The 20063-nt window shown below is 69.8% G+C and carries 18 protein-coding genes; 3 read left to right on the top strand and 15 right to left on the bottom strand.

The genetic code is table 11. The features are described 5' to 3' along the window. Positions 1–117 precede the first annotated feature (117 nt). Entirely contained in the window at positions 118–5961 is a 5844-nt protein-coding gene (locus tag AB0C01_RS10790; protein WP_357570910.1) for a ThuA domain-containing protein, read from the top strand. Positions 5962–6033: 72 nt separating this feature from the next. Then, positions 6034–6570 carry a hypothetical protein gene (locus AB0C01_RS10785; protein WP_357570909.1) on the top strand — a complete coding sequence of 179 codons (537 nt, stop codon included), beginning with the start codon at positions 6034–6036 and terminating at the stop codon, positions 6568–6570. A 74-nt stretch (positions 6571–6644) separates the two neighbouring features. Here AB0C01_RS10785 and AB0C01_RS10780 read toward each other — a convergent pair whose 3' ends face one another. Genes AB0C01_RS10780 through AB0C01_RS10770 form a run of 3 tightly spaced genes read right to left on the bottom strand, consistent with a single transcriptional unit; the run spans position 6645 to position 9969 of the window. Further along, a complete protein-coding gene (locus tag AB0C01_RS10780) occupies positions 6645–7589 on the bottom strand; it encodes an aldo/keto reductase (RefSeq protein ID WP_357253705.1) in 945 nt (314 codons plus the stop codon). Between the two features lie 54 nt (positions 7590–7643). Next, entirely contained in the window at positions 7644–9323 is a 1680-nt protein-coding gene (locus tag AB0C01_RS10775) for an ATP-binding cassette domain-containing protein (protein WP_357253552.1), read from the bottom strand. 40 nt (positions 9324–9363) lie between these two features. After that, positions 9364–9969 carry a methyltransferase gene (locus AB0C01_RS10770; RefSeq protein WP_357570908.1) on the bottom strand — a complete coding sequence of 202 codons (606 nt, stop codon included), beginning with the start codon at positions 9967–9969 and terminating at the stop codon, positions 9364–9366. A gap of 103 nt (positions 9970–10072) precedes the next feature. Here AB0C01_RS10770 and AB0C01_RS10765 point away from each other — a divergent pair, with 103 nt between their 5' ends. After that, the gene (locus AB0C01_RS10765; protein ID WP_357570907.1) at positions 10073–11116 is read left to right on the top strand and encodes a hypothetical protein; all 1044 of its coding nucleotides are present in this window, start codon (positions 10073–10075) and stop codon (positions 11114–11116) included. 20 nt (positions 11117–11136) lie between these two features. Here AB0C01_RS10765 and truA read toward each other — a convergent pair whose 3' ends face one another. From truA to secY, 12 genes are all read right to left on the bottom strand, one after another. Next, positions 11137–11967 (bottom strand): tRNA pseudouridine(38-40) synthase TruA, encoded by an 831-nt coding sequence (gene truA / locus AB0C01_RS10760; RefSeq protein ID WP_357570906.1) that lies wholly within the window; start codon positions 11965–11967, stop codon positions 11137–11139. A 68-nt stretch (positions 11968–12035) separates the two neighbouring features. Next, positions 12036–12593 carry a 50S ribosomal protein L17 gene (rplQ, locus tag AB0C01_RS10755; RefSeq protein ID WP_357253560.1) on the bottom strand — a complete coding sequence of 186 codons (558 nt, stop codon included), beginning with the start codon at positions 12591–12593 and terminating at the stop codon, positions 12036–12038. A 34-nt stretch (positions 12594–12627) separates the two neighbouring features. Continuing rightward, positions 12628–13650 (bottom strand): DNA-directed RNA polymerase subunit alpha, encoded by a 1023-nt coding sequence (locus tag AB0C01_RS10750; protein WP_007465227.1) that lies wholly within the window; start codon positions 13648–13650, stop codon positions 12628–12630. A 98-nt stretch (positions 13651–13748) separates the two neighbouring features. Further along, positions 13749–14375, bottom strand: a complete 627-nt coding sequence (gene rpsD / locus AB0C01_RS10745) for a 30S ribosomal protein S4 (protein WP_007465229.1) — start codon at positions 14373–14375, stop codon at positions 13749–13751. A gap of 13 nt (positions 14376–14388) precedes the next feature. After that, a complete protein-coding gene (gene rpsK / locus AB0C01_RS10740) occupies positions 14389–14796 on the bottom strand; it encodes a 30S ribosomal protein S11 (protein ID WP_030329919.1) in 408 nt (135 codons plus the stop codon). A gap of 87 nt (positions 14797–14883) precedes the next feature. Then, entirely contained in the window at positions 14884–15264 is a 381-nt protein-coding gene (gene rpsM, locus AB0C01_RS10735) for a 30S ribosomal protein S13 (protein ID WP_030329917.1), read from the bottom strand. Between the two features lie 264 nt (positions 15265–15528). After that, the gene (gene rpmJ / locus AB0C01_RS10730; RefSeq protein ID WP_357253706.1) at positions 15529–15642 is read right to left on the bottom strand and encodes a 50S ribosomal protein L36; all 114 of its coding nucleotides are present in this window, start codon (positions 15640–15642) and stop codon (positions 15529–15531) included. Between the two features lie 91 nt (positions 15643–15733). Continuing rightward, positions 15734–15955, bottom strand: coding sequence for a translation initiation factor IF-1 (gene infA / locus AB0C01_RS10725; protein ID WP_007073013.1), 222 nt, complete (start codon positions 15953–15955; stop codon positions 15734–15736). A gap of 309 nt (positions 15956–16264) precedes the next feature. Further along, entirely contained in the window at positions 16265–16852 is a 588-nt protein-coding gene (locus AB0C01_RS10720; RefSeq protein WP_357253562.1) for a DUF1707 domain-containing protein, read from the bottom strand. Between the two features lie 194 nt (positions 16853–17046). Continuing rightward, complete coding sequence (map, locus tag AB0C01_RS10715; protein ID WP_357570905.1) at positions 17047–17898, bottom strand: type I methionyl aminopeptidase; 852 nt, start codon at positions 17896–17898, stop codon at positions 17047–17049. Positions 17899–17985: 87 nt separating this feature from the next. Then, positions 17986–18639: an adenylate kinase gene (locus AB0C01_RS10710; RefSeq protein ID WP_007465256.1), complete on the bottom strand. Its 654-nt coding sequence runs from the start codon at positions 18637–18639 to the stop codon at positions 17986–17988. Next, positions 18640–19968: a preprotein translocase subunit SecY gene (gene secY, locus AB0C01_RS10705; RefSeq protein ID WP_357253566.1), complete on the bottom strand. Its 1329-nt coding sequence runs from the start codon at positions 19966–19968 to the stop codon at positions 18640–18642. Between the last annotated feature and the right edge of the window lie 95 nt (positions 19969–20063).

Raw genomic sequence — 20063 nt, 5'->3', positions numbered from 1 at the left:
CGATTCGACAAAATGTCGGTGGGGGCACCTTGGCACGGTGTGACCACCGGCTCCATCAGGGACGGCCTTCGGCGTGCCGACTCCCGCGATCTCCGTCACTACGACACAGGAGGCGGCGTGTCCCGTTCTCGTCGTGCCCGCGTACCAATCACCGCAACCCTCATCTCCCTTGCTCTCGCCTCGACGAGCCTGTTCGGCACGCCCGCGCAGGCCGCGCCGGCCGCCGCACAGGTCCCCCCACGGGAGGCAGCGGCCGGAACCCCGGTCACCCAGGTGGCACCCAAGGCGCCCCAGAAGGCCGCCGACGATCCCTTCTCGGTCCTGGTCTTCTCCAAGACCGCCGGCTTCCGGCACGACTCCATCCCCACCGGTGTCGCCGCCATCCAACAGCTCGGCGCCACCAACGGCTTCACCGTGGACGCCTCCGAGGACGGTGCCGCGTTCAGCGACGCCAACCTCGCGAAGTACAAGGCCGTGATCTGGCTCTCCACCACCGGTGACGTCCTCAACGCCGAGCAGCAGGCGGCGTTCGAGCGCTACGTGAAGGCCGGCGGCGGTTACGTCGGCATCCACGCCGCCTCGGACACCGAGTACAGCTGGGCCTGGTACGGCGACCTGGTCGGCGCGTACTTCGCCAACCACCCGCAGAACCAGCAGGCCACGGTGAAGGTGGAGGACCACGCCCACCCGTCCACGGCCGAGCTGCCGGACCGCTGGTCCCGGTTCGACGAGTGGTACAACTTCCAGACCAACCCGCGGCCGGACGTGCACGTGCTGGCCAGCCTGGACGAGAAGAGCTACACCCCGGGCGCGGGCGCGATGGGCGCCGACCACCCGACCTCCTGGTGTCAGGACTTCGACGGCGGTCGCTCCTGGTACACCGGTGGCGGACACACCCGGGAGTCGTTCGCCGAGCCCGAGTTCCTGTCCCACCTGCTCGGCGGCATCCGCACCGCAGCCGGTGTCGAGGACGCCGACTGCGGCGCCACGAAGACCTCGAACTTCGAGAAGATCGCCCTGGACAGCAACACCAGCAACCCGATGGAGCTGGACATCGCCCCCGACGGGCGGGTCTTCTACATCGAGCGCGACGGCCGGGTGCAGATCATCAAGCCGGACACCGGCAACACCGTCACCGCCGTCGACCTGGACGTCTTCACCGGCAACGAGGACGGCCTGATCGGCATCCGGCTCGACCCGGACTTCGCCACCAACAAGTGGGTGTATCTCTACTACGCCCCGAACGACAACGTCACCCGCAACCTGCTGTCCCGGTTCACGGTGACCGGCGACACCATCGACCTGGCGAGCGAGAAGCAGGTGCTGCGGGTCGACACGCAGCGCAACACCTGCTGCCACGCGGGCGGCAGCATGACCTTCGACAGCGCCGGCAACCTCTACCTGGCCACCGGTGACAACACCAACCCGTTCGAGTCGAACGCGTACTCGCCGCTCGACGAGCGACCGGGCCGCCAGGACTACGACTCGCAGCGCACGTCGGCGAACACCAACGACCTGCGCGGCAAGGTGATCCGGATCCACCCGGAGGACGACGGGACGTACACCGTTCCGACGGGCAACCTCTTCGCACCGGGCACCGAGAAGACCCGTCCCGAGATCTACGCGATGGGCTTCCGCAACCCGTTCCGGATCGGCACCGACCCGAAGACCGACACGCTCTACGTCGGTGACTACGGACCGGACGCCAACGCGAACAACCCGACCCGTGGCCCCCGCGGTCTGGTCGAGTGGAACATCGTCACCCCCGGCAACTACGGCTGGCCGTACTGCACGGGGACGAACGAGGCCTACAACGACTACACGTTCCCGTCCGGTCCGAGCGGCGACAAGTTCGACTGCGCGGCGCCGGTGAACAACTCGCCGAACAACACCGGCCTGACCAACCTCCCACCGGTCGTCCCGGCCACCGTCGACTACGGCTACGCCGGTGACGCGCGGTACCCGGAGATCGGTGGCGGTGGCGCGCCGATGGGCGGCCCGGCCTACCGGTACGACCCCAACCTCAACTCCACCCGCAAGTGGCCGGCCTACTACGACGGCAAGGCGCTGCTCGGCGAGTGGAACCAGAACAAGATGTACACGATGCAGGTGACCGCCGACGGCAAGTCGTTGGTGGACATCAACCAGTTGCTGACCGGCATGAGCATGATCCGGCCGATGGACTTCGAGTTCGGCCCGGACGGCGCGTTGTACCTGATCGAGTGGGGCAGCGGCTTCGGCGGCAACAACGACAACTCCGGCATCTACCGGATCGACTACACCGCCGGTGACCGCGCGCCGATCGCGGCGGCGTCCGCCAACCCCACCTCGGGTCCGGCGCCGTTGACCGTCACGTTCTCCAGCGCCGGCTCCCGGGACCCGGACGGTGGGGCGCTCACCTACGCCTGGGCCTTCGGCGACGGGCAGACCTCCACCGAGGCGAACCCGACGCACACCTACGCGACGGCGGGCAACTACACCGCCCAGCTCACCGTGACCAACCCGAAGGGCCGTACCGCGGTGGCCAACGTGCCGGTCACCGTGGGCAACACCGCACCGACGGTCACCATCGAGTTCCCGCCGGACGGTGGTTTCTTCAACTGGGGTGACCAGGTCAAGTACACGATCAAGGTGACCGACCCCGAGGACGGGCAGATCGACTGCGCCAAGGTGAACCTCCAGGTGCTGCTCGGTCACGACGAGCACGCCCACCCGCTGGAGCAGCACACCGGCTGCACCGGCACCGTCCAGACGTCGCTCGCCTCCGGGCACGGCGCCGAGGCGAACGTCTTCGCGGTCTTCGAGGCCACCTACACCGACGAGGGTGGTGCCGGCGGCGCCGGTGCGCTCACCGGTCGGCAGATCGAGATCCTGCAGCCCAAGCAGAAGCAGGCCGAGTACTTCACCGCCACCGGGCGGACGCCGGTGAGCACCGGCGGCGGAGACGCCGGCGTGCAGCGGGAGGCCGGGGCCGACACCGCGGGTGGCGGCCAGAGCATCGCGTTCATCGAGGACGGTGACTGGTGGTCGGTCGCTCCGGCGGACCTGACCAACATCACCGAGATCCGGTTCCGGGCCGCCTCGGCCGCCGCTGGCGGTCGGATCGAGGTCCGCGCCGGTGCGGTTGACGGACCGGTGGTCGCCACGGCCGTCGTGCCGTCGACCGGGGCGTGGCAGACGTACACGGACGTGAGCGCGCCGGTCACCGGTGCCGCGAGCGGTTCGCTGTACTTCGTGGCCCGCGACCCGAACGGCGGAACGGGTTCGCTGTTCAACGTCAACTGGATGGACTTCGTCGGCCGCGGTGTCACCGAGAACGCGCCGCCTGCGGTCAGTGCCACGGCCACCCCGGCCACCGGCACCGCGCCGGTCACCGTCGCCTTCGACGGCACGGCCACCGACGCCGAGGGCAACACCCCGTTGACGTACGCCTGGGACTTCGGTGACGGCGGCTCGGCGACCACCCTGGACGCCAGCCACACCTACACCAACCCGGGCACCTTCACGGCCACCCTCACGGTGACCGACAGCAAGGGCGCCAAGGCGTACGCCACGGTGCCGGTGCGGGTGGACGCTCCGGACACGTCCTGCTTCGGGGCGCGTTCGGACGACTTCAACGGCAACAGCCTCGACAAGGCCCGCTGGACCAGCGTGGTTCGGGAGAACCAGCTCTACTCGCTCAGTGGGGGCGCGCTGCGGCTGCCCACCGGGGTGGGTGACCTCTACGGGGCTCGCAACGACGCCACCAACCTGGTGCTCCAGGCGGCTCCGACCGGCGCCTGGGAGATGACCACCAAGGTCACCCTGCCGGTCACGGCCAACTACCAGCAGGCCGGCCTGCTGGTGTACGGCGACGACGACAACTACGCCAAGGTGGACCTGCTGTACAACGGCAGCCGCCGGGTGGAGTTCATCCGGGAGACGGCCGCCACGCCGCGCAACGAGGCCGCCGACGCCACCAACGCACCGGCGGGTGACACCGTGTACCTGCGGATCACCAGCGACGGGACGAACCTGACCGCGTCCGCCTCGGGCGACGGGCAGACCTTCACCCCGGTTGGCCGTTCGGCCGCGCTCGCCGGCATCACCAACCCGCGGATCGGGGTCTTCGCCCTCAACGGTGGCACCGAGGCACCTGTTGTGGACGCGGCCTTCGACTCGTTCGTGGTCACGCCGGACGCTCCGGCCGGCCCGGTCGAGCCGTCGGACGAGTTCACCGGCAGCTCGCTGGACAAGTGCCGGTGGGACGCCGTCACGCGGGAAGACCCCGCTGGTTACCGGGTCTCCGGAGGCGCGCTGCGGATCGACGTGCCCAACGGTGACATCTACGGCACCGACAACACCGGGCCGAAGAACTTCATCCTCCAGACCGCGCCGACCGGCGACTGGACCCTGGAGACGAAGGTCGACGGCAGCCTGCTGAACGAGCAGTACCAGCAGGCCGGTCTGCTCGTGCAGGCGGACGACGACAACTACGTCAAGTTCGACTTCATCGCGGACAACCAGGCCGGCCAGGCGGTGACGCGGCGGATCGAGTTCCGCAGCGAGATCGCCGGGGTGGTGCAGACCCCGCAGCCGGAGGCGACAAGCCTCACCTCGGCCGTGTGGCACCTGCGGCTGGCCCGCACGGGCAACACGTTCACCGCGTCGTACTCGGCGGACGGGACGACCTGGACCGCGTTGGAGGCACTGACCAACAGCGCGGTGGGGGCCACCCCGAAGGTCGGTCTGTTCACCCTCGGCGCCAACCAGACGGCGTCGAAGACCGCCTCGTTCGACTACTTCCGGCTCAGCACGAAGGTGGCCGACGAGACCGCTCCGGTCACGACGGCTGCGGTTTCCGGCACCCCGACCGACGGGTGGTACACCGGGCCGGTGACGGTCACGCTCACCGGTGCCGACGAGGCCGGCGGTAGCGGTCTCGCCACCACCGAGTACCAGCTGGACGGGGCCACCACCTGGACGGCGTACACCGCACCGGTGGCCATCACCGGCGACGGCGAGCACGAGCTTCGGTTCCGCTCGACCGACAAGGCCGGCAACGTGGAGGAGACGAAGACGGTCTCCGCCAAGATCGACGCCACCGCGCCGGTGACCTCGGCGACGTTCGCTCCGGCGAACGACGCCGGCTGGCACGACGGGACGATCCCCGTCGTGCTGACCTCGACCGACGCCGGTTCCGGCGTGAAGACGGTGGAGTGGTCGCTGGACGGTGGCGCGTGGACGCCGTACACGACGCCGGTCGAGGTGACCGGTGACGGGCAGCACGAGCTGCTGTTCCGTTCGACCGACAAGGCCGGCAACGTCGAGACGCTCAAGTCGGCGGTGGTGCGCATCGACGGCACCAAGCCGACGCTGCTGGTGTCCGGGATCGCCGACGGCCAGCTCTACGGAGACAGCCAGGACGTTCGGGTGTCCTGGCAGGCTGTCGACCCGACCTCGGGCATCGCCGCGGTGGTCGGCACGTTGGACGGTCAGGCGTACACCAGCGGCACCCTGCAGGCCATGTACGAGCTGCCGCTCGGCCTGCACGAGCTGACGGTGACCGCGACCGACAAGGCGGGCAATGAGACCACCTCGGCGGTCCGTTTCTTCGTCACCACCTCGTTCCGGGACATGCAGAACCTGCTGGACCGGTTCAAGGCGACGGGTCGGCTCTCGGCCAAGGCGCACAAGCAGTTGACGGCGAAGCTCGACGCGGCCCGTCAGGCCGAGGCTGCCGGCAACGACAACAAGGCGATCAAGCAGTTGACCGCGTTCCGCACGCTCGCCGCCGACGCCACCCTGGTGGCTGAGGCGGAGGTCAGGGATGTCCTGGTGCGGGACACCGACGCGATGATCGTTCGTCTCGGCGGCGCGGCCAGCAAGGCCGGCGTCAAGGCGAACGACGGCGAACCGGTCAAGGGCACCGGGCGGCTCGGTGGCGATGCCACCCGGTTGGCACCCGGTCGCCAGCTCTGATCCGACGAGGCCCCTCCCCGACGCTTCGGCGTCGGGGAGGGGCCTCCCTCATTCGTAGTCGAGGAGATGTCCGTGACGGTTATCCGCAAGGTGCTGGCCGCCGTGTTCGCCGGGCTGGCCCTGACCCTGTTGTCCGCTGCCCCGGCGGCCGCCCGGGCCGACACACTCAAGCTGACGGTGGCCGGCGACGGGGCCGAGGGAGTCACCATCCAGGCCACCTACGCCGATGGCCGACGGCTGGACCGGGTGGTGCGGTTGGTGCTCACCGCCACCGGCCCGGACGGGCAGAAGGTCGGCCCGGTGCAGTTGGAGCCGCAGCCCGAGGGGCAGGGCTTCTACAGCAGCGGAAAGGTGCTCAGCGCCGGCACGTGGAAGGTGACGGTGAACTCGCCGGCTCCCCTGCCGGCCAAGGCCACCGCTACGGTGCAGGCCCGTGCCGCGCAGTCTCCGCCGGCGCCCAAGCCGGTGGCGGTCAACGAGCCGACTGACGGCGGTGGGGCGGGTGCCGGCTGGTGGCTGTACGCGGCGGCCGGCCTGGTCCTCGTCGCCGGCGCGATGGGGGTGGCCATGCTGTTCGGCCGCCGCCGCACCGCCACGCCGAGCGACTGACCGACAGGCGTTTCACCAACCGGGCCGGGCCGCGACGAGCGGCCCGGCCCGGTTGCGTCTGATCAGGAGGCGGCTCAGAGGATGGCGCGCAGTGCCGCCAGGTCCTCGTCGCTGGGCTCCCAGGTGCCGGCGGCGGCGTTGGCGCGTACCTGCTCCGGCGTGGTGGCACCGGCGATCACCGAGGTCACCGCCGGCTGGGCGGCCAGCCCACCGATCGCCACCTGGAGCATGCTCACACCCCGCTCGGCCGCGTACGCCTCGATCGCCTCGATGGTGTCCCAGTCGGCCGCGGCGAGCCGCTCCGCGTACCGGCCTCCGCCGGAGAGCCGGCTGCCGGCCGGCGGCTGACCCGAGCGCTTGTACTTGCCGGTGAGCAGCCCGTTGGCGAGCGGGAAGAACGGCAGCATGCCGAGGCCGAACCGCTCACAGGCCGGGATGATCTCGGTCTCGACCGAGCGCTCCAGCAGGCTGTAGTGGTTCTGCGCGCTGATGAAGCGGGACCGGCCGTTGGACGAGGCCACCCAGTCCGCGTCGGCGATCTGCCAGCCGGCGAAGTTGGAGTTGCCCAGGTAGCGCACCTTGCCGTCGCGGACCAGGTCGTCCAGGGCGGCGAGGGTCTCGTCGATCGGGGTGCCCGGGTCGGGCTCGTGCATCTGGTAGAGGTCGATGTGGTCGGTGCCGAGCCGGCGCAGCGACGCCTCGACGGCACGGGCGATGTAGCGCCGGGCACCCCGGGCGCCGAAGTCCGGCCCGTTCAGGCCGTTCATGTCCATGCCGAACTTGGTGGCCACCACCACGTCGTCCCGGCGGCCCTTGAGCGCCTGCCCGAGCAACTCCTCGGAACTGCCCTGCGGCTCGCCGTAGATGTCGGCGGTGTCGAACAGGGTGATCCCGGCGTCCAGGGCGGCGTCCACCACCGCGCGGGTGCCGTCGAGGTCGAGCTTGCGGCCGAAGTTGTTGCAGCCGATGCCGACCACGGACACAACGAGCCCGGAGTCGCCCAGCCGGCGATAGGTCATGTCAGTCACGTGATCCACCCTATGCCGGTCGGCCGCGGCGGACCCACGGACCGCTCAGCCCACGTCCCAGACCGGCTCCGGGGTCTCCACCACCTCGCTGTCGCCTCGGAACAGCACGAACCTGTCGAAGGAGCGGGTGAACCAGCGGTCGTGGGTGACCGCGATCACCGTCCCCTCGAACGCGTTCAGGCCTGCTTCGAGGGCCTCCGCGCTGGCCAGGTCGAGGTTGTCGGTGGGCTCGTCGAGCAGCAGCAGCGTCGCTCCGGACAGTTCCAGCAGCAGCACCAGGAACCGGGCCTGTTGACCACCGGAGAGCGTGCCGAAGCGCTGGTCGCCCTGGGCGGCCAACTCGTAGCGGCTGAGCACCCCCATCGCCGCCTGCCGATCCATCCCGGTGCGGTGCTCGTCGCCCCGCCAGAGGATCTCGACGAGCGTCTTCGACATCAGCTCCGGTCGGTCGTGGGTCTGGGAGAAGTGCCCGGGGCGGACCCGGGCGCCCAGGCGGGCCGTACCGTCGTGTGCCACCGGCGCGAGCGCGCCCGCCCCGTCGACCGGCCCGTTGGCCGGGTCGGGGTCGGTGCCACCCCGGGCCAGCAGCCGCAGGAAGTGCGACTTGCCGGTGCCGTTGGCACCGAGCACCGCCAGCCGGTCGCCGTACCAGATCTCCAGGTCGAAGGGGAAGGTCAGGCCGTCGAGCTCCAACTGCTCGCAGACGACCGCGCGCTTGCCGGTCCGCCCGCCGCTCAGCCGCATCCGGATGTCCTGGTCCTTCGGGGGTACGGGCGGCGGCCCGGCCTCCTCGAACTTGCGCAGCCGGGTCTGCGCGGCCTGGTAGCGCGAAGCCAACCCGTCGTTGTACGCGGCCTTCTGCTTGTACATCAGCATCAGCTCGCGCAGCTTCTGATGCTCCTCGTCCCAGCGTCGACGCAGCTCGTCGAGGCGGGCGTGTCGAGCCACCCGAGCCTCGTACCAGCTCGCGAAGCCGCTCGGGTGCACCCAGGCGCTGCCACCCTCGACGGCCACCACCCGATCGGCGCTCTGGGCCAGCAGCTCGCGGTCGTGCGAGACGTAGAGCACCGACTTCGTCGACTCGCGCAGTCGCGCCTCCAGCCAGCGTTTGCCGGGTACGTCGAGGAAGTTGTCCGGTTCGTCGAGCAGCAGGACCTCGTCCGGGCCGCGCAGCAGCAGCTCCAACGCGAACCGCTTCTGCTGGCCCCCGGAGAGGGTGCGCACCGGTCGGTCCCGGACGGCGTCCCAGGGCTGGCCGAGCACGATCGTCGCGACGGTGTCGAAGAGCACCTCGGCGTCGTACCCGCCGGCCTCGCCCCAGGCGCCGAGCGCGCCGGCGTACGCCAACTGGGCCTTGCCCGCGGCGTTGCTGAACTTGCCGTGGGCCTCGGCCGCCCGCATGGCCGCCTCGGTCTCGGCGAGTCGGCGGCCGGCGTCGCGCAACGACGGCGGGGCCAGGGACAATGCCAGGTCGGCGAGCGTCGACTCGTCGCCGATCATGCCGATGAACTGCCGCATCACGCCCAGGCCACCGGCCCGCGCGACGGCGCCGCTGCGCACCGGCAGGTCACCGGCGACCATCCGCAACAGGGTCGTCTTCCCCGCGCCGTTCGGCCCGACCAGGGCGACCTTGCTGCCCTCACCCACCCGGAACGACACGTCGGCGAAGAGTTCCCGACCGTCGGGCAGAACGTGCCCGACCGCTGCCACATCCACGTATCCCACGCCGGGATCCTGCCCCAGTGAGGGCGGGAGGGACATCCAATTACCGGGTGAGCCGCAGCACCCGGAAGCCCTTCTGGCTGGCGTACCGCTCGACCTGCCAGCTCTGCTCGGTGAGCCAGCGTTGCAGCGAGTCGCCACCGAGGTGACGGGCGACGACCAGCCAGCCGACGCCGTCCGGTGCGAGTCGGGGCAGCCAGCGCAGCAGCAGCTCGTGCAGCTCGTCCTTGCCGATCCGAATGGGTGGGTTGGACCAGATCTGGGCGAACCGGGTGTCGGCCGGCACGTCTTCCGGGGCGTGGACCCGGACCCGGTCGGCGGCTCCGATCCGGGCCGCGTTGGCGGCGGTCAGCTCGCGGGCGCGGGCGTTGACGTCGACAGCCCAGACCGTGCTCGCCGGTGCCAGGTCGGCCAGCACGCACGCGATCGGGCCGAAACCGCAGCCGAGGTCGAGCAGGTCGCCGGCGGTGTCGGCCGCGGGCAGCTCGGCCTTGCGCAGGAGTACGGCGGTGCCCGGGTCGAGGCGGCTGGCGGAGAAGACGCCGCCGGCCGAGGCGAGCCGGTAGTCGCGGTCGGCGACGGAGAACTCGACCTCGCGCGGCGGAGCGTCGCTGGCGGGCTGAGCGCTGAAGTAGTGGTCGCCGGTCACGCCGGCAATTCTCGCACCGGTCCGGGCCGGCCATGACGCGACCCACGCACACATTTACCCGATATTACCCCCTAAAGGGACAATCGCTCCTACTCTGGGCGACATGGTGTATCGGTACGAGTCCGATGAGGACGCTTTCGAGGAGTACCCGGAGCCCGGGTCCGACCTGTCGGTGTTCGGCGCCGGTCCGCCCCCGCCGGCCGGGCCCTCTCCGTCCCGCTTCCCCACTCCGTCGCTCCCCCGCGCGAACCAGCTCGCACTGCCGTCGACGCAGCCGGCGCCGACCCGTGCCCACATCGCGCCCGAGGAGCCCCGCAGCCAGGTCTACACCTCCGCCACCGCCGCGCAGCCCGGAGCCGGGCGCGGGAATGGCCGGCTGTGGCAGGTGCTGATCGGCGGTGCGGCCGTCCTGGTGCTGCTCGCACTCTGCGGCCTCGGCGCCGCCGCGCTGCTCGACGAGCGCGACGGGGAACCGGCGGCCAACCCGACGAATCAGCCGAACTACGTCCCGGCAACCGCCGGACCGGAACGACCGGCACTCGACTCCCGGGAATCCGACCAGGCCCCGCTCACCGCCAAGGAACTCTTCCCCGGCAAGGAGCTGACACTCACCGACGGCCAGCCGAGTTACCAGGTGCTCAAGACGCAGTCCAGCGGAAGCTGCGCCGTCGCCGCCACCGGTGAGGTCGCCGACCTGCTGGCCCTCCTCGGCTGCAACCAGGTCGTCCGGGCCACACTGCGGACGCCCGACGGCGACCACCTGGTCACCGCCGGGCTCTTCAACCTCACCGACAAGGTCAGCGCGGAACGGGCCCGGGACCGGATCCGCCCTCTCCTCGACGAGCGGAAGGGCCGGTTCCGTGGCCTCACCGCCGGCGACGGCGACGGCACCGACGTGCTGACCAGCGCCCCCGCCCGGGTCGGCTGGCAGGTACGCGGCCACTACCTGGCGTACGCGCTTGTCGTCCGCGCGGACGGTGCAGCGATCAAGGCGGGCGACACCACGGTCCGCGAGATCCTGTTCGACATGATCGAGCTGCACCTCAGCCGGGGCGTCCTGCAACAGCGGGCCGACGGTGGCACCGCCGCCCAGCCGACACCGGAATCCACCGCCGCCAGCGCCGACGGCGAGCTGCCCGGGGAGTGAGGCCCGCCACCCCTCGGCGGTCAGCCCTCGACCGGGACCCGCAGTCGACGGGTGAGGTCGGCCCGGCGGGCGTACTCGGACGGATCGGCGGGGTAGCCGACGGCGACCAGGGTCAGCCCACGCGCGGGAGCCACAGTCACCTCGCTGGAGCGGTCCTGACGGGTGAGCAGACTGCCCGGCCACTCGACCGGGCGGCGACCGTCCCCGGCCACCAGCATCGCCCCCACCAGGCTGCGCACCATCGCCTGGCAGAACGCGTCGGCCTGCACGGTGGCGACCAGGATGCCGTCCGGATCACGGCGCCAGTCCAGCCGGGTCACCTCGCGCAACGTGGTCGCGTTCTCCTTGCGCCGGCAGTACGCGGCGAAGTCGTGCTCCCCCACCAGCCCGGCCGCGGCGGCGTTCAGCGCCGCCAGGTCCAACGGCTTCGGCCAGGCCAGCACCTCGTGCCGGCGCAGCGGCTCCGCGCCGAAGGGCGCATCGGTGACCCGGTACTCGTAGCGCCGGAAGGTCGCCGAGAACCGGGCGTCGAAGTCGGCGGGCACCTCGGTCATCGCCCGGACGCGCACGTCGGTGGGGAGCAGCCGGGCCAGGCGACGCAGCAGCCGCCCCTCGTGCTGCCGCCACACGTCGACCAGCAGATCCAGGTGGCAGACCTGCCCGGTGGCGTGGACTCCCGCGTCGGTACGCCCGGCCACCGTCAGCCCGGTGACCGCGCCGGCGCCGAGGACCAGGTCCAGGGTCTCGACGAGCACACCCGCGACGGTGCGCCGGGTCGGCTGGGCGGCCCAGCCGGAGAAGTCCGTGCCGTCGTACGAGACGTCCAGCCGCAGCCGGATCCGCTCGTCCACCTCGTACCTCCTGTTACGGATCGAGCCCGGCACCCCGTGAGGGGTGCCGGGCCCGACGTTGCCCTTGATCAGGCCTTGTTCTCGGTGGCCTCGTCGCTGTCCTCGCGGGCGGCGTCGGTGTCACCGGACGCCGACACCGGCGCCTCGGAGTCCTGGTCGGTCGACGCCGACTGCGGGGTCTCCTCGGCCGGGGCGAGCGCCTCGACCTTGTCCTGCTGCGCGGCCTTGCGGGAGGCGGTCTTCTTGTTCACCTTGGGCTCGGCGACCTGAAGCTCCTCCACCAGCTCGATGATGGCCATCGGCGCGTTGTCACCCTTGCGCGGACCGGTCTTCACGATCCGGGTGTAACCGCCGGGGCGGTTGGAGTACCGGGGCGCGATCTGGTCGAACAGGGCGTAGACCACGTCCTTGTCCTTGACGACACCCAGCACCCGCCGCCGCGAGGCGAGGTCACCGCGCTTGGCCTTGGTGATGAGCTGCTCGGCCAGCGGACGCAGCCGACGGGCCTTCGTCTCGGTGGTCTGGATCTTGCCGTGCTGGAACAGCGCGGTCGCCAGGTTGGCGAGCATCAGCCGCTCGTGCGAGGGGCTGCCGCCGAGGCGGGGGCCCTTGGTGGGCGTGGGCATTTTTGGTGCTCCTCAGTTGTGGCGGCAGCGCGGACTAGAGCTGCTCGGTCTCGCGGTAGTCGTCGGTGTCGTAGTCGGCCTCGCCGAAGGTGTCCACGACGTGCGCCGGGTCGAAGTTCGGAGCCGAGTCCTTCAGCCCGAGACCCATCCCGGCGAGCTTCATCTTGACCTCGTCGATCGACTTCTGACCGAAGTTGCGAATGTCGAGGAGGTCGGCCTCGGTACGCCCGATGAGCTCACCAACGGAGTTGATGCCCTCGCGCTTGAGGCAGTTGTAGGAGCGGACGGTGAGGTCCAGCTCCTCGATCGGCAGGGCCAGGTCCGCCGCCAGCTGGGCGTCCTGCGGGGACGGCCCGATGTCGATGCCCTCGGCGGTCTCGTCCAGCTCCCGGGCCAGCCCGAACAGCTCGACAAGCGTCGAACCGGCGGAGGCCAGCGCGGTACGCGGACCCATCGACGGCTTGGTCTCGACGTCGATGATCAGCCGGTCGAAGTCGGTGCGCTGCTCGACACGGGTCGCCTCGACGCGGTAGGTCACCTTCAGCACCGGCGAGTAGATCGAGTCGACCGGGATACGGCCGATCTCGGCGCCGGACTGCTTGTTCTGCGCCGCCGTCACGTAGCCCCGGCCCCGCTCGACGGTCAGCTCCATGTCGAGCCGGCCCTTGCCGTTGAGGGTGGCGAGCTTGAGATCCGGGTTGTGCACCGAGACGCCGGCCGGCGGCTGGATGTCGCCCGCGGTCACGTCGCCCGGGCCCTGCTTGCGCAGGTACATGCTGACCGGCTCGTCGTGCTCGGAGCTGACGCACAGCTCCTTGATGTTCATGACGAGCTCGACCACGTCCTCCTTGACACCGGGGATCGTGGTGAACTCGTGCAGGACACCGTCGATCTTGATCGAGGTGACGGCCGCGCCCGGGATCGACGACAGCAGCGTGCGCCGCAGCGAGTTACCCAGGGTGTAGCCGAAGCCCGGCTCGAGCGGCTCGATGGCGAACCGCGACCGGGTCTCGTTGATCGACTCCTCGGAGAGGGAGGGCCGCTGACTGATGAGCATCTTTTCTCTTCTCTTCCGGGGCGCCCGCTATTTGACGCCCACGACACAAACTGTTCCGGTGGCCCGCCCCGAAGGGCGGGCCACCGAACGAGCTCGGACTACTTGGAGTAGAGCTCGACGATCAGCTGTTCCTGGACCTGCGTGTCGATGACCTGCCGGGCCGGGAGGGAGTGCACGAGCACCTTCATCTGGCTCGGGATGGCCTCAAGCCACGCCGGAACCGTCTTCGAGCCGGCCTGAGCCTGCGCGACGACGAACGGGGTGAGCTCCTTGCTCTTGCCCCGAACCTCGATGATGTCGTGCTCCTTGACGCGGTACGACGGGATGTCGACCTTCTTGCCGTTCACCGTGAAGTGACCGTGCTTGACCAGCTGGCGGGCCATGTCCCGCGAGTGGGCGTAGCCGGCCCGGTAAACGACGTTGTCCAGCCGCGACTCGAGGATCTGCAGGAGGACCTCACCGGTCTTCGCCTGCTTGCCAACGGCTTCCTCGTAGTAACCGCGGAACTGCTTCTCCAGCACGCCGTAGACACGACGGGCCTTCTGCTTCTCGCGGAGCTGGAGCAGGTACTCCGTCTCCTTCGTGCGACCGCGGCCGTGCTGCCCGGGCGGGAACGGCCGGGACTCGAACGGGCACTTCGGACCATCGCACTTGCTGCCCTTGAGGAACAGCTTCATCTTCTCCCGCCGGCAACGGCGGCAGTCTGCACCGGTGTAACGAGCCATCTCTCTCTACCTCTCAGACCCGGCGACGCTTCGGCGGACGGCACCCGTTGTGCGGCTGCGGGGTGACGTCGGCGATCTGGCCGACCTCGAGGCCCACGGCCTGCAGCGAACGGATGGCGGTTTCCCGGCCGGAGCCGGGGCCCTTGACGAACACGTCGACCTTGCGCATGCCGTGCTCCATGGCGCGACGCGCGGCAGCCTCGGCGGCCAGCTGCGCGGCGAACGGAGTCGACTTGCGGGAGCCCTTGAAGCCCACCTGGCCAGCGGAGGCCCAGGAGATGACCGCACCGGTCGGGTCCGTGATGGACACGATGGTGTTGTTGAACGTGCTCTTGATGTGCGCCTGCCCGTGGGCGACGTTCTTGCGTTCCTTGCGCCGGACCTTCTTTACAGCGGCTCCGGCACGAGCCTTCGGTGGCATAAGTCTGTGCGCTCCTAGTTGACTTTCCGGATCGGGTTGCGGCCTGACCCGCCTCGGCGGCGGCCGACCCCGTCATCCGGTCAAGAACTACTTCTTGCCGGGCTTCTTCTTGCCGGCGACGGTCCGCTTCGGGCCCTTGCGGGTCCGTGCATTGGTCTTGGTCCGCTGGCCACGCACGGGCAGGCCCCGGCGGTGCCGGATGCCGGCGTAGCAGCCGATCTCAACCTTGCGGCGGATGTCAGCGGCGACCTCGCGGCGCAGGTCGCCTTCAACCTTGTAGTTGCCCTCGATGTGGTCGCGGAGCTGCACGAGCTCCTCGTCCGTGAGGTCCCGAGCGCGCTTGTCCGGCGAGATGCCGGTGGCGGCGAGTGTCTCCAGGGCGCGGGTACGACCGACCCCGAAGATGTAGGTGAGCGCGATCTCCAACCGCTTTTCGCGGGGGAGATCCACGCCGACTAGACGTGCCATGTGCGGGCGTACTCCTCGTGATGTGTGGCGGAGGTGTGGACCCGTCCCACCCCGCTACCGGCCGTCCCGTCTTTCCGACGCGGTGAGCGCCGGCGACCGGGATCGGTCGCTGCCCGAGCGGGCCCCGGCCTCCGACCGGGGGTCAGCCACGCAGAGGTACGTCTGGCGTACCGCTCGCGGCTGGGACGAGCATGTGTGATGTGTGTGTCGCTGCGGATTGCCTGGACCAACACCACCCGGCCGTGTTCCGGCCGGACGGCTGAGTCAGCCCTGGCGCTGCTTGTGGCGCGGGTCGCTGCAGATGACCATGACCCGGCCGTGCCGGCGGATAACCCGGCACTTCTGGCAGATCCTCTTGACGCTCGGGTTGACCTTCACGGTTGCCTTACTTCCCATCTGGCCCAGGGACGCGCTCTACGCGACACCGGACGTCGAAGACAGACACGGGACTTCCCGGCCGTCGTCAGGACTACTTGTAGCGGTAGACGATGCGCCCGCGGGTCAGGTCGTACGGCGAGAGTTCGACGACGACCCGGTCCTCCGGAAGGATGCGGATGTAGTGCTGCCGCATCTTGCCGCTGATGTGAGCCAACACCTTGTGGCCGTTCGCGAGCTCCACCCGGAACATGGCGTTCGGCAGGGGCTCGATGACCCGACCCTCGATCTCAATGGCTCCGTCTTTTTTCGGCATGTCCTCCGCTGTCCTGACGTCGATTGCTCCGGGCGGCCCACAACGTCTTACACGGAAATCTGATCAGAATCAGAAGACCGCGCCAGCCGCGGCTCCAGCTCCCACCGAAGCGCAGGGTGGGCATGCCGGAGTGGACGCTGTGCGCCGATCTGAAAGTGTACGCCGGCCTGCAGTCGCACGCCAAACCGGCCACCCAACACGCCGCCGGGTCAGGTGCTGAGCCCCACCCGAGGGCCAGCTGATCTCCATGGGGGCGCCTGTCGATCGGTGACCCCGGCCACTCCCAGCCCGAGGCGACGTCGCCGGTGGTCAGCCAGCCGGCTGCGGATCGTCCCGTTCGTCCGATTCACCGGAACGCAGCTCCCGCCGGCGTTCCCGCTTCGCCCGTTTGCGCTGCCGCCGCCGCGCCCGCTCGATCGCCTGACGCCGGGGCTCTCCCCCGGCCAACCCGGTGACCGTACGCACCACCAGCACCGCACCCCAGGGCCCCGCCACCCAGCCTGGCCAGAAGTAGAGCAGCTGCTTGCTGAGCACCGACGTCACCGCCCAGATGGCCACCACGATGGCGATCACCTTCAGGTACGGCAGCCACACCTCACCCAACCAACGTGCGGTGGCATCACCGGTCGGCACCTGGTCGGGCTGGCCGGCCAGCGGGCTGACCGCCGGTCCACCGACCGAGGCCGGCGCCAGGACCGACGACTGCGTCGGCGTCACCGGCGGCAGATCGGTGAGCAGAGCTTCCAACTCGGCGTACGTGCGGGCCGCGTAGGCCCGCTGCAACCGCTCGTCGTACTCGTGCAGGTCCAGTCGACCCTCGTCGAGGGCGACCCGCAGCCGTTCGGCCACCGCCGCACGGTCCGCGTCCGCGGCTCGCATTCCGTCGCGCCCGTCCATGCCGGCAAGCATGCCACCCCCAAGCCACCCCCACGCCCCACCAAACCGCGCGGTCGCCAGTCGCCGCCGCCGTCGCCCGCCGTCGCCGTCGATCATGGGGTTACCGGCCGGGAGAGCGGCGTGTCGCGCCGATAACCCCATGATCAACGGGGTGAGACGGGGTGGGGTGGCGACGGCGCGGGTGGGTGTGGGGCTCAGGGGGTGGTGGAGGCTGCTGGTTGGCGGGCGGTCACCAGGTCGCCCAGGCGGGCGCGGCCGCCGTCGAAGGCCGTGAGCACCCACACGCCGTCCGGCAGCAGGGCCATCGAGTGCTCGACGTGCGCCGCGATCGAGCCGTCCCGGGTGACGACCGTCCAGCCGTCGGCCAACTCGACCGTACGCGGGGACGCCATCGTGATCATCGGCTCGATGGCCAACGCCATGCCCGGCACCAGACGTGGACCCTTGCCCGGCCGGCCGTGGTTGAGCACGTGCGGGTCCTGGTGCATCTCGGTGCCGATGCCGTGCCCGCCGTAGCCGTCGACGATGCCGTACCGGCCGCCCTTGCGAACGGCGCTCTCCACGGCGTGCGAGATGTCGGTGAGCCGGCCCTTGCCGCTGCCCGCGCCGCGGGCGGCGGCGGCGATACCGGCCCACATGGCGTCCTCGGCGACCTCAGCCATCTTCAACAGCGCCGGGTCGACGTCGCCGACCCCGACGGTGATGGCGGAGTCGCCGTGCCACCCGTCCAGCACCGCGCCGCAGTCGATCGAGATCAGGTCACCGGCCTCGAGCACCTGCGTCGGCGACGGGATCGCATGCACGATCTGCTCGTTGACCGAGGAGCAGATCGACGCCGGGAAACCGTGGTAGCCCTTGAACGACGGCACACCACCCGCCTCGCGGATGGTCGACTCGGCGATGGCGTCCAGATCGGCGGTGCTCACGCCCGGGGCGACTGCCTCCCGCATCCGGCGGAGCGCCTCGGCGACCACCAGCCCGGCGGCCCGCATCTTCTCGATCTGGTCAGGGGTCTTCAGCTGGATGTCCAGCTGGGGACGACGCATGGAGCGATTACCTTTCGTTGCCGAACAGCGGGGCACGTCATGCGTACCCCGCTGTTCGCACTCTATCCGCCGTGGTCCGGCGGGACCTCAGCCGCCGTACGACCGCAGTGCGTCGATGGCCCGGGTGGTGACGTCCTCCACCGGGCCGGTGGCGTCGATCCCGACCAGCTTGCCCTGAGCGCCGTAGTAGTCGACCAGGGGCGCGGTCTTCTCGCTGTACTCACGAAGCCGGGTGGCGATCGTCTCCGGCTTGTCGTCGTCGCGTTGGAACAGCTCGGCGCCGCACCTGTCGCAGATTCCCGGACGGGTGGTGGCGTCGAACTCGACGTGCCAGATCTTGCCGCAGCCCCGGCAGGTACGCCGACCGGAGAGCCGCCGGATCACCTCGTCGTCGTCGACCACCAGCTCCAGGACCAGATCCAGCGCGGTGCCCAGGTCGGCGAGGAGCTTGTCCAGGGCGGCCGCCTGCGGAGTGGTCCGCGGGAAGCCGTCGAGCAGGAAGCCCTCGCTGGCATCGGGCTCGGCCAGCCGGTCCCGGACCATGTTGATGGTTACCTCGTCCGGAACCAGCTCGCCTGCGTCCATGTAGCGCTTCGCCTCGACGCCGAGCGGCGTGCCCTGGGTGACGTTCGAACGGAAGATGTCTCCGGTCGAGATCTTGGGTACCGACAGGTGCGCAGCGACGAACTCAGCCTGCGTGCCCTTACCCGCACCCGGCGGGCCAACCAGAACGAGTCTCATCTACCGCAGGAACCCTTCGTAGTTCCGCTGCATGAGTTGGCTCTCGATCTGCTTCACGGTCTCCAGACCGACGCCGACCATGATGAGCACAGCGGTGCCACCGAACGGGAAGTTCTGGTACTGCTGGCTGTCCAGCCAGATGAAGAAGAAGTTCGGCAGGATCGAGATGATGCCGAGGTAGAGCGCGCCCGGCAGGGTGATCCGGCTGAGGATGAAGTCCAGGTAGTCGGCCGTCGGCTTGCCCGGCCGGATGCCCGGCACGAACCCGCCGTACTTCTTCATGTTGTCCGCGACCTCGGTCGGGTTGAACGTGATCGAGACGTAGAAGTACGTGAAGAAGATGATCAGCAGGAAGTAGACCGAGATGTAGATCGGGCTGTTCGGGGCGACCAGGTTGTTCTGGATCCACGCCTGGACCTTGCCCGGATCGTTCTGGTCGAAGAACTGAAGGGCCAGCTGCGGCAGGTAGAGCAGGGACGAGCCGAAGATGACCGGGATCACACCCGCCTGGTTGACCTTCAACGGGATGTAGGTCGAGGTGCCGCCGTACATCCGCCGGCCGATCATCCGCTTGGCGTACTGCACGGGGATCCGGCGCTGCGCCTGCTCGATGAAGGTGACCGCGGTGATGACCACCAGGACCAGCGCGATGACGAGGGCGAACTTGCCCCAACCCTGGCTGGTCTTGATCTGCCAGCCCTCGCCGGGCAGCCGGGCCGCGATCGAGGTGAAGATCAGGACGGACATGCCGTTGCCGACGCCCCGGTCGGTGATCAGCTCGCCGAGCCACATGACCATGCCGGTGCCGGCGGTCATGGTGATCACCAGGATCGTCAGGGTCAGCCAGTCCGGGATGCCGGTGCCGGTCGGGATGATCGGGAACTGGTCGCAGCGGTTCTGGAACAGCTGGCCCGAGCGGGCCAGCGCCACGAACGCCGAGGCCTGCAGCACGCCGAGACCGAGGGTCAGGTAGCGGGTGTACTGCGTGATCTTCGCCTGACCGGCCTGGCCCTCCTTGCGGAGCTGCTCCAGCCGTGGGATCACGACGGTCAGCAGCTGCAGGATGATCGACGCGGTGATGTAGGGCATGATGCCCAGCGCGAAGACCGAGAGCTGTAGCAGCGCTCCGCCGGAGAAGAGGTTGAGCAGATTCAGCGGGCCCGTCGTGTCACCCGAGATGGAGTCGAGGCACTTCTGCACGTTGCCGTACGAGACGCCCGGGCTGGGGAGCGTCGCACCCAGCCGGTAGACCGCGATGATGCCTACTGTGAACAGCAGCTTCTTGCGCAGGTCAGGCGTACGGAACGCACTGAGAAAGGCGGACAGCAACTTCTTCCTCCTGCGCGAGGCGGGCCGCCGGTGATCCCTGGCGGGTGGGGGTGGATCACGGGCGAGTGCCCGCAATCCATGGCTGGGATGGGACT

Source organism: Micromonospora sp. NPDC048905 (genome assembly GCF_040649655.1).
Taxonomy (GTDB): domain Bacteria; phylum Actinomycetota; class Actinomycetes; order Mycobacteriales; family Micromonosporaceae; genus Micromonospora.
This window is presented reverse-complemented; position numbering and strand designations above follow the sequence as displayed.

Bases quoted from the DNA above. Each gene is read 5' to 3' on its own strand.
- AB0C01_RS10710 (WP_007465256.1), bottom strand. From the start codon at position 18,639: ATGAGACTCGTTCTGGTTGGCCCGCCGGGTGCGGGTAAGGGCACGCAG.
- rpsM (WP_030329917.1), bottom strand. From the start codon at position 15,264: ATGGCACGTCTAGTCGGCGTGGATCTCCCCCGCGAAAAGCGGTTGGAG.
- AB0C01_RS10765 (WP_357570907.1), top strand. From the start codon at position 10,073: ATGGTGTATCGGTACGAGTCCGATGAGGACGCTTTCGAGGAGTACCCG.
- infA (WP_007073013.1), bottom strand. From the start codon at position 15,955: ATGCCGAAAAAAGACGGAGCCATTGAGATCGAGGGTCGGGTCATCGAG.
- AB0C01_RS10750 (WP_007465227.1), bottom strand. From the start codon at position 13,650: ATGCTCATCAGTCAGCGGCCCTCCCTCTCCGAGGAGTCGATCAACGAG.
- rplQ (WP_357253560.1), bottom strand. From the start codon at position 12,593: ATGCCCACGCCCACCAAGGGCCCCCGCCTCGGCGGCAGCCCCTCGCAC.
- AB0C01_RS10780 (WP_357253705.1), bottom strand. From the start codon at position 7,589: ATGACCTATCGCCGGCTGGGCGACTCCGGGCTCGTTGTGTCCGTGGTC.
- map (WP_357570905.1), bottom strand. From the start codon at position 17,898: ATGCGTCGTCCCCAGCTGGACATCCAGCTGAAGACCCCTGACCAGATC.
- rpsK (WP_030329919.1), bottom strand. From the start codon at position 14,796: ATGCCACCGAAGGCTCGTGCCGGAGCCGCTGTAAAGAAGGTCCGGCGC.
- rpsD (WP_007465229.1), bottom strand. From the start codon at position 14,375: ATGGCTCGTTACACCGGTGCAGACTGCCGCCGTTGCCGGCGGGAGAAG.
- AB0C01_RS10720 (WP_357253562.1), bottom strand. From the start codon at position 16,852: ATGGACGGGCGCGACGGAATGCGAGCCGCGGACGCGGACCGTGCGGCG.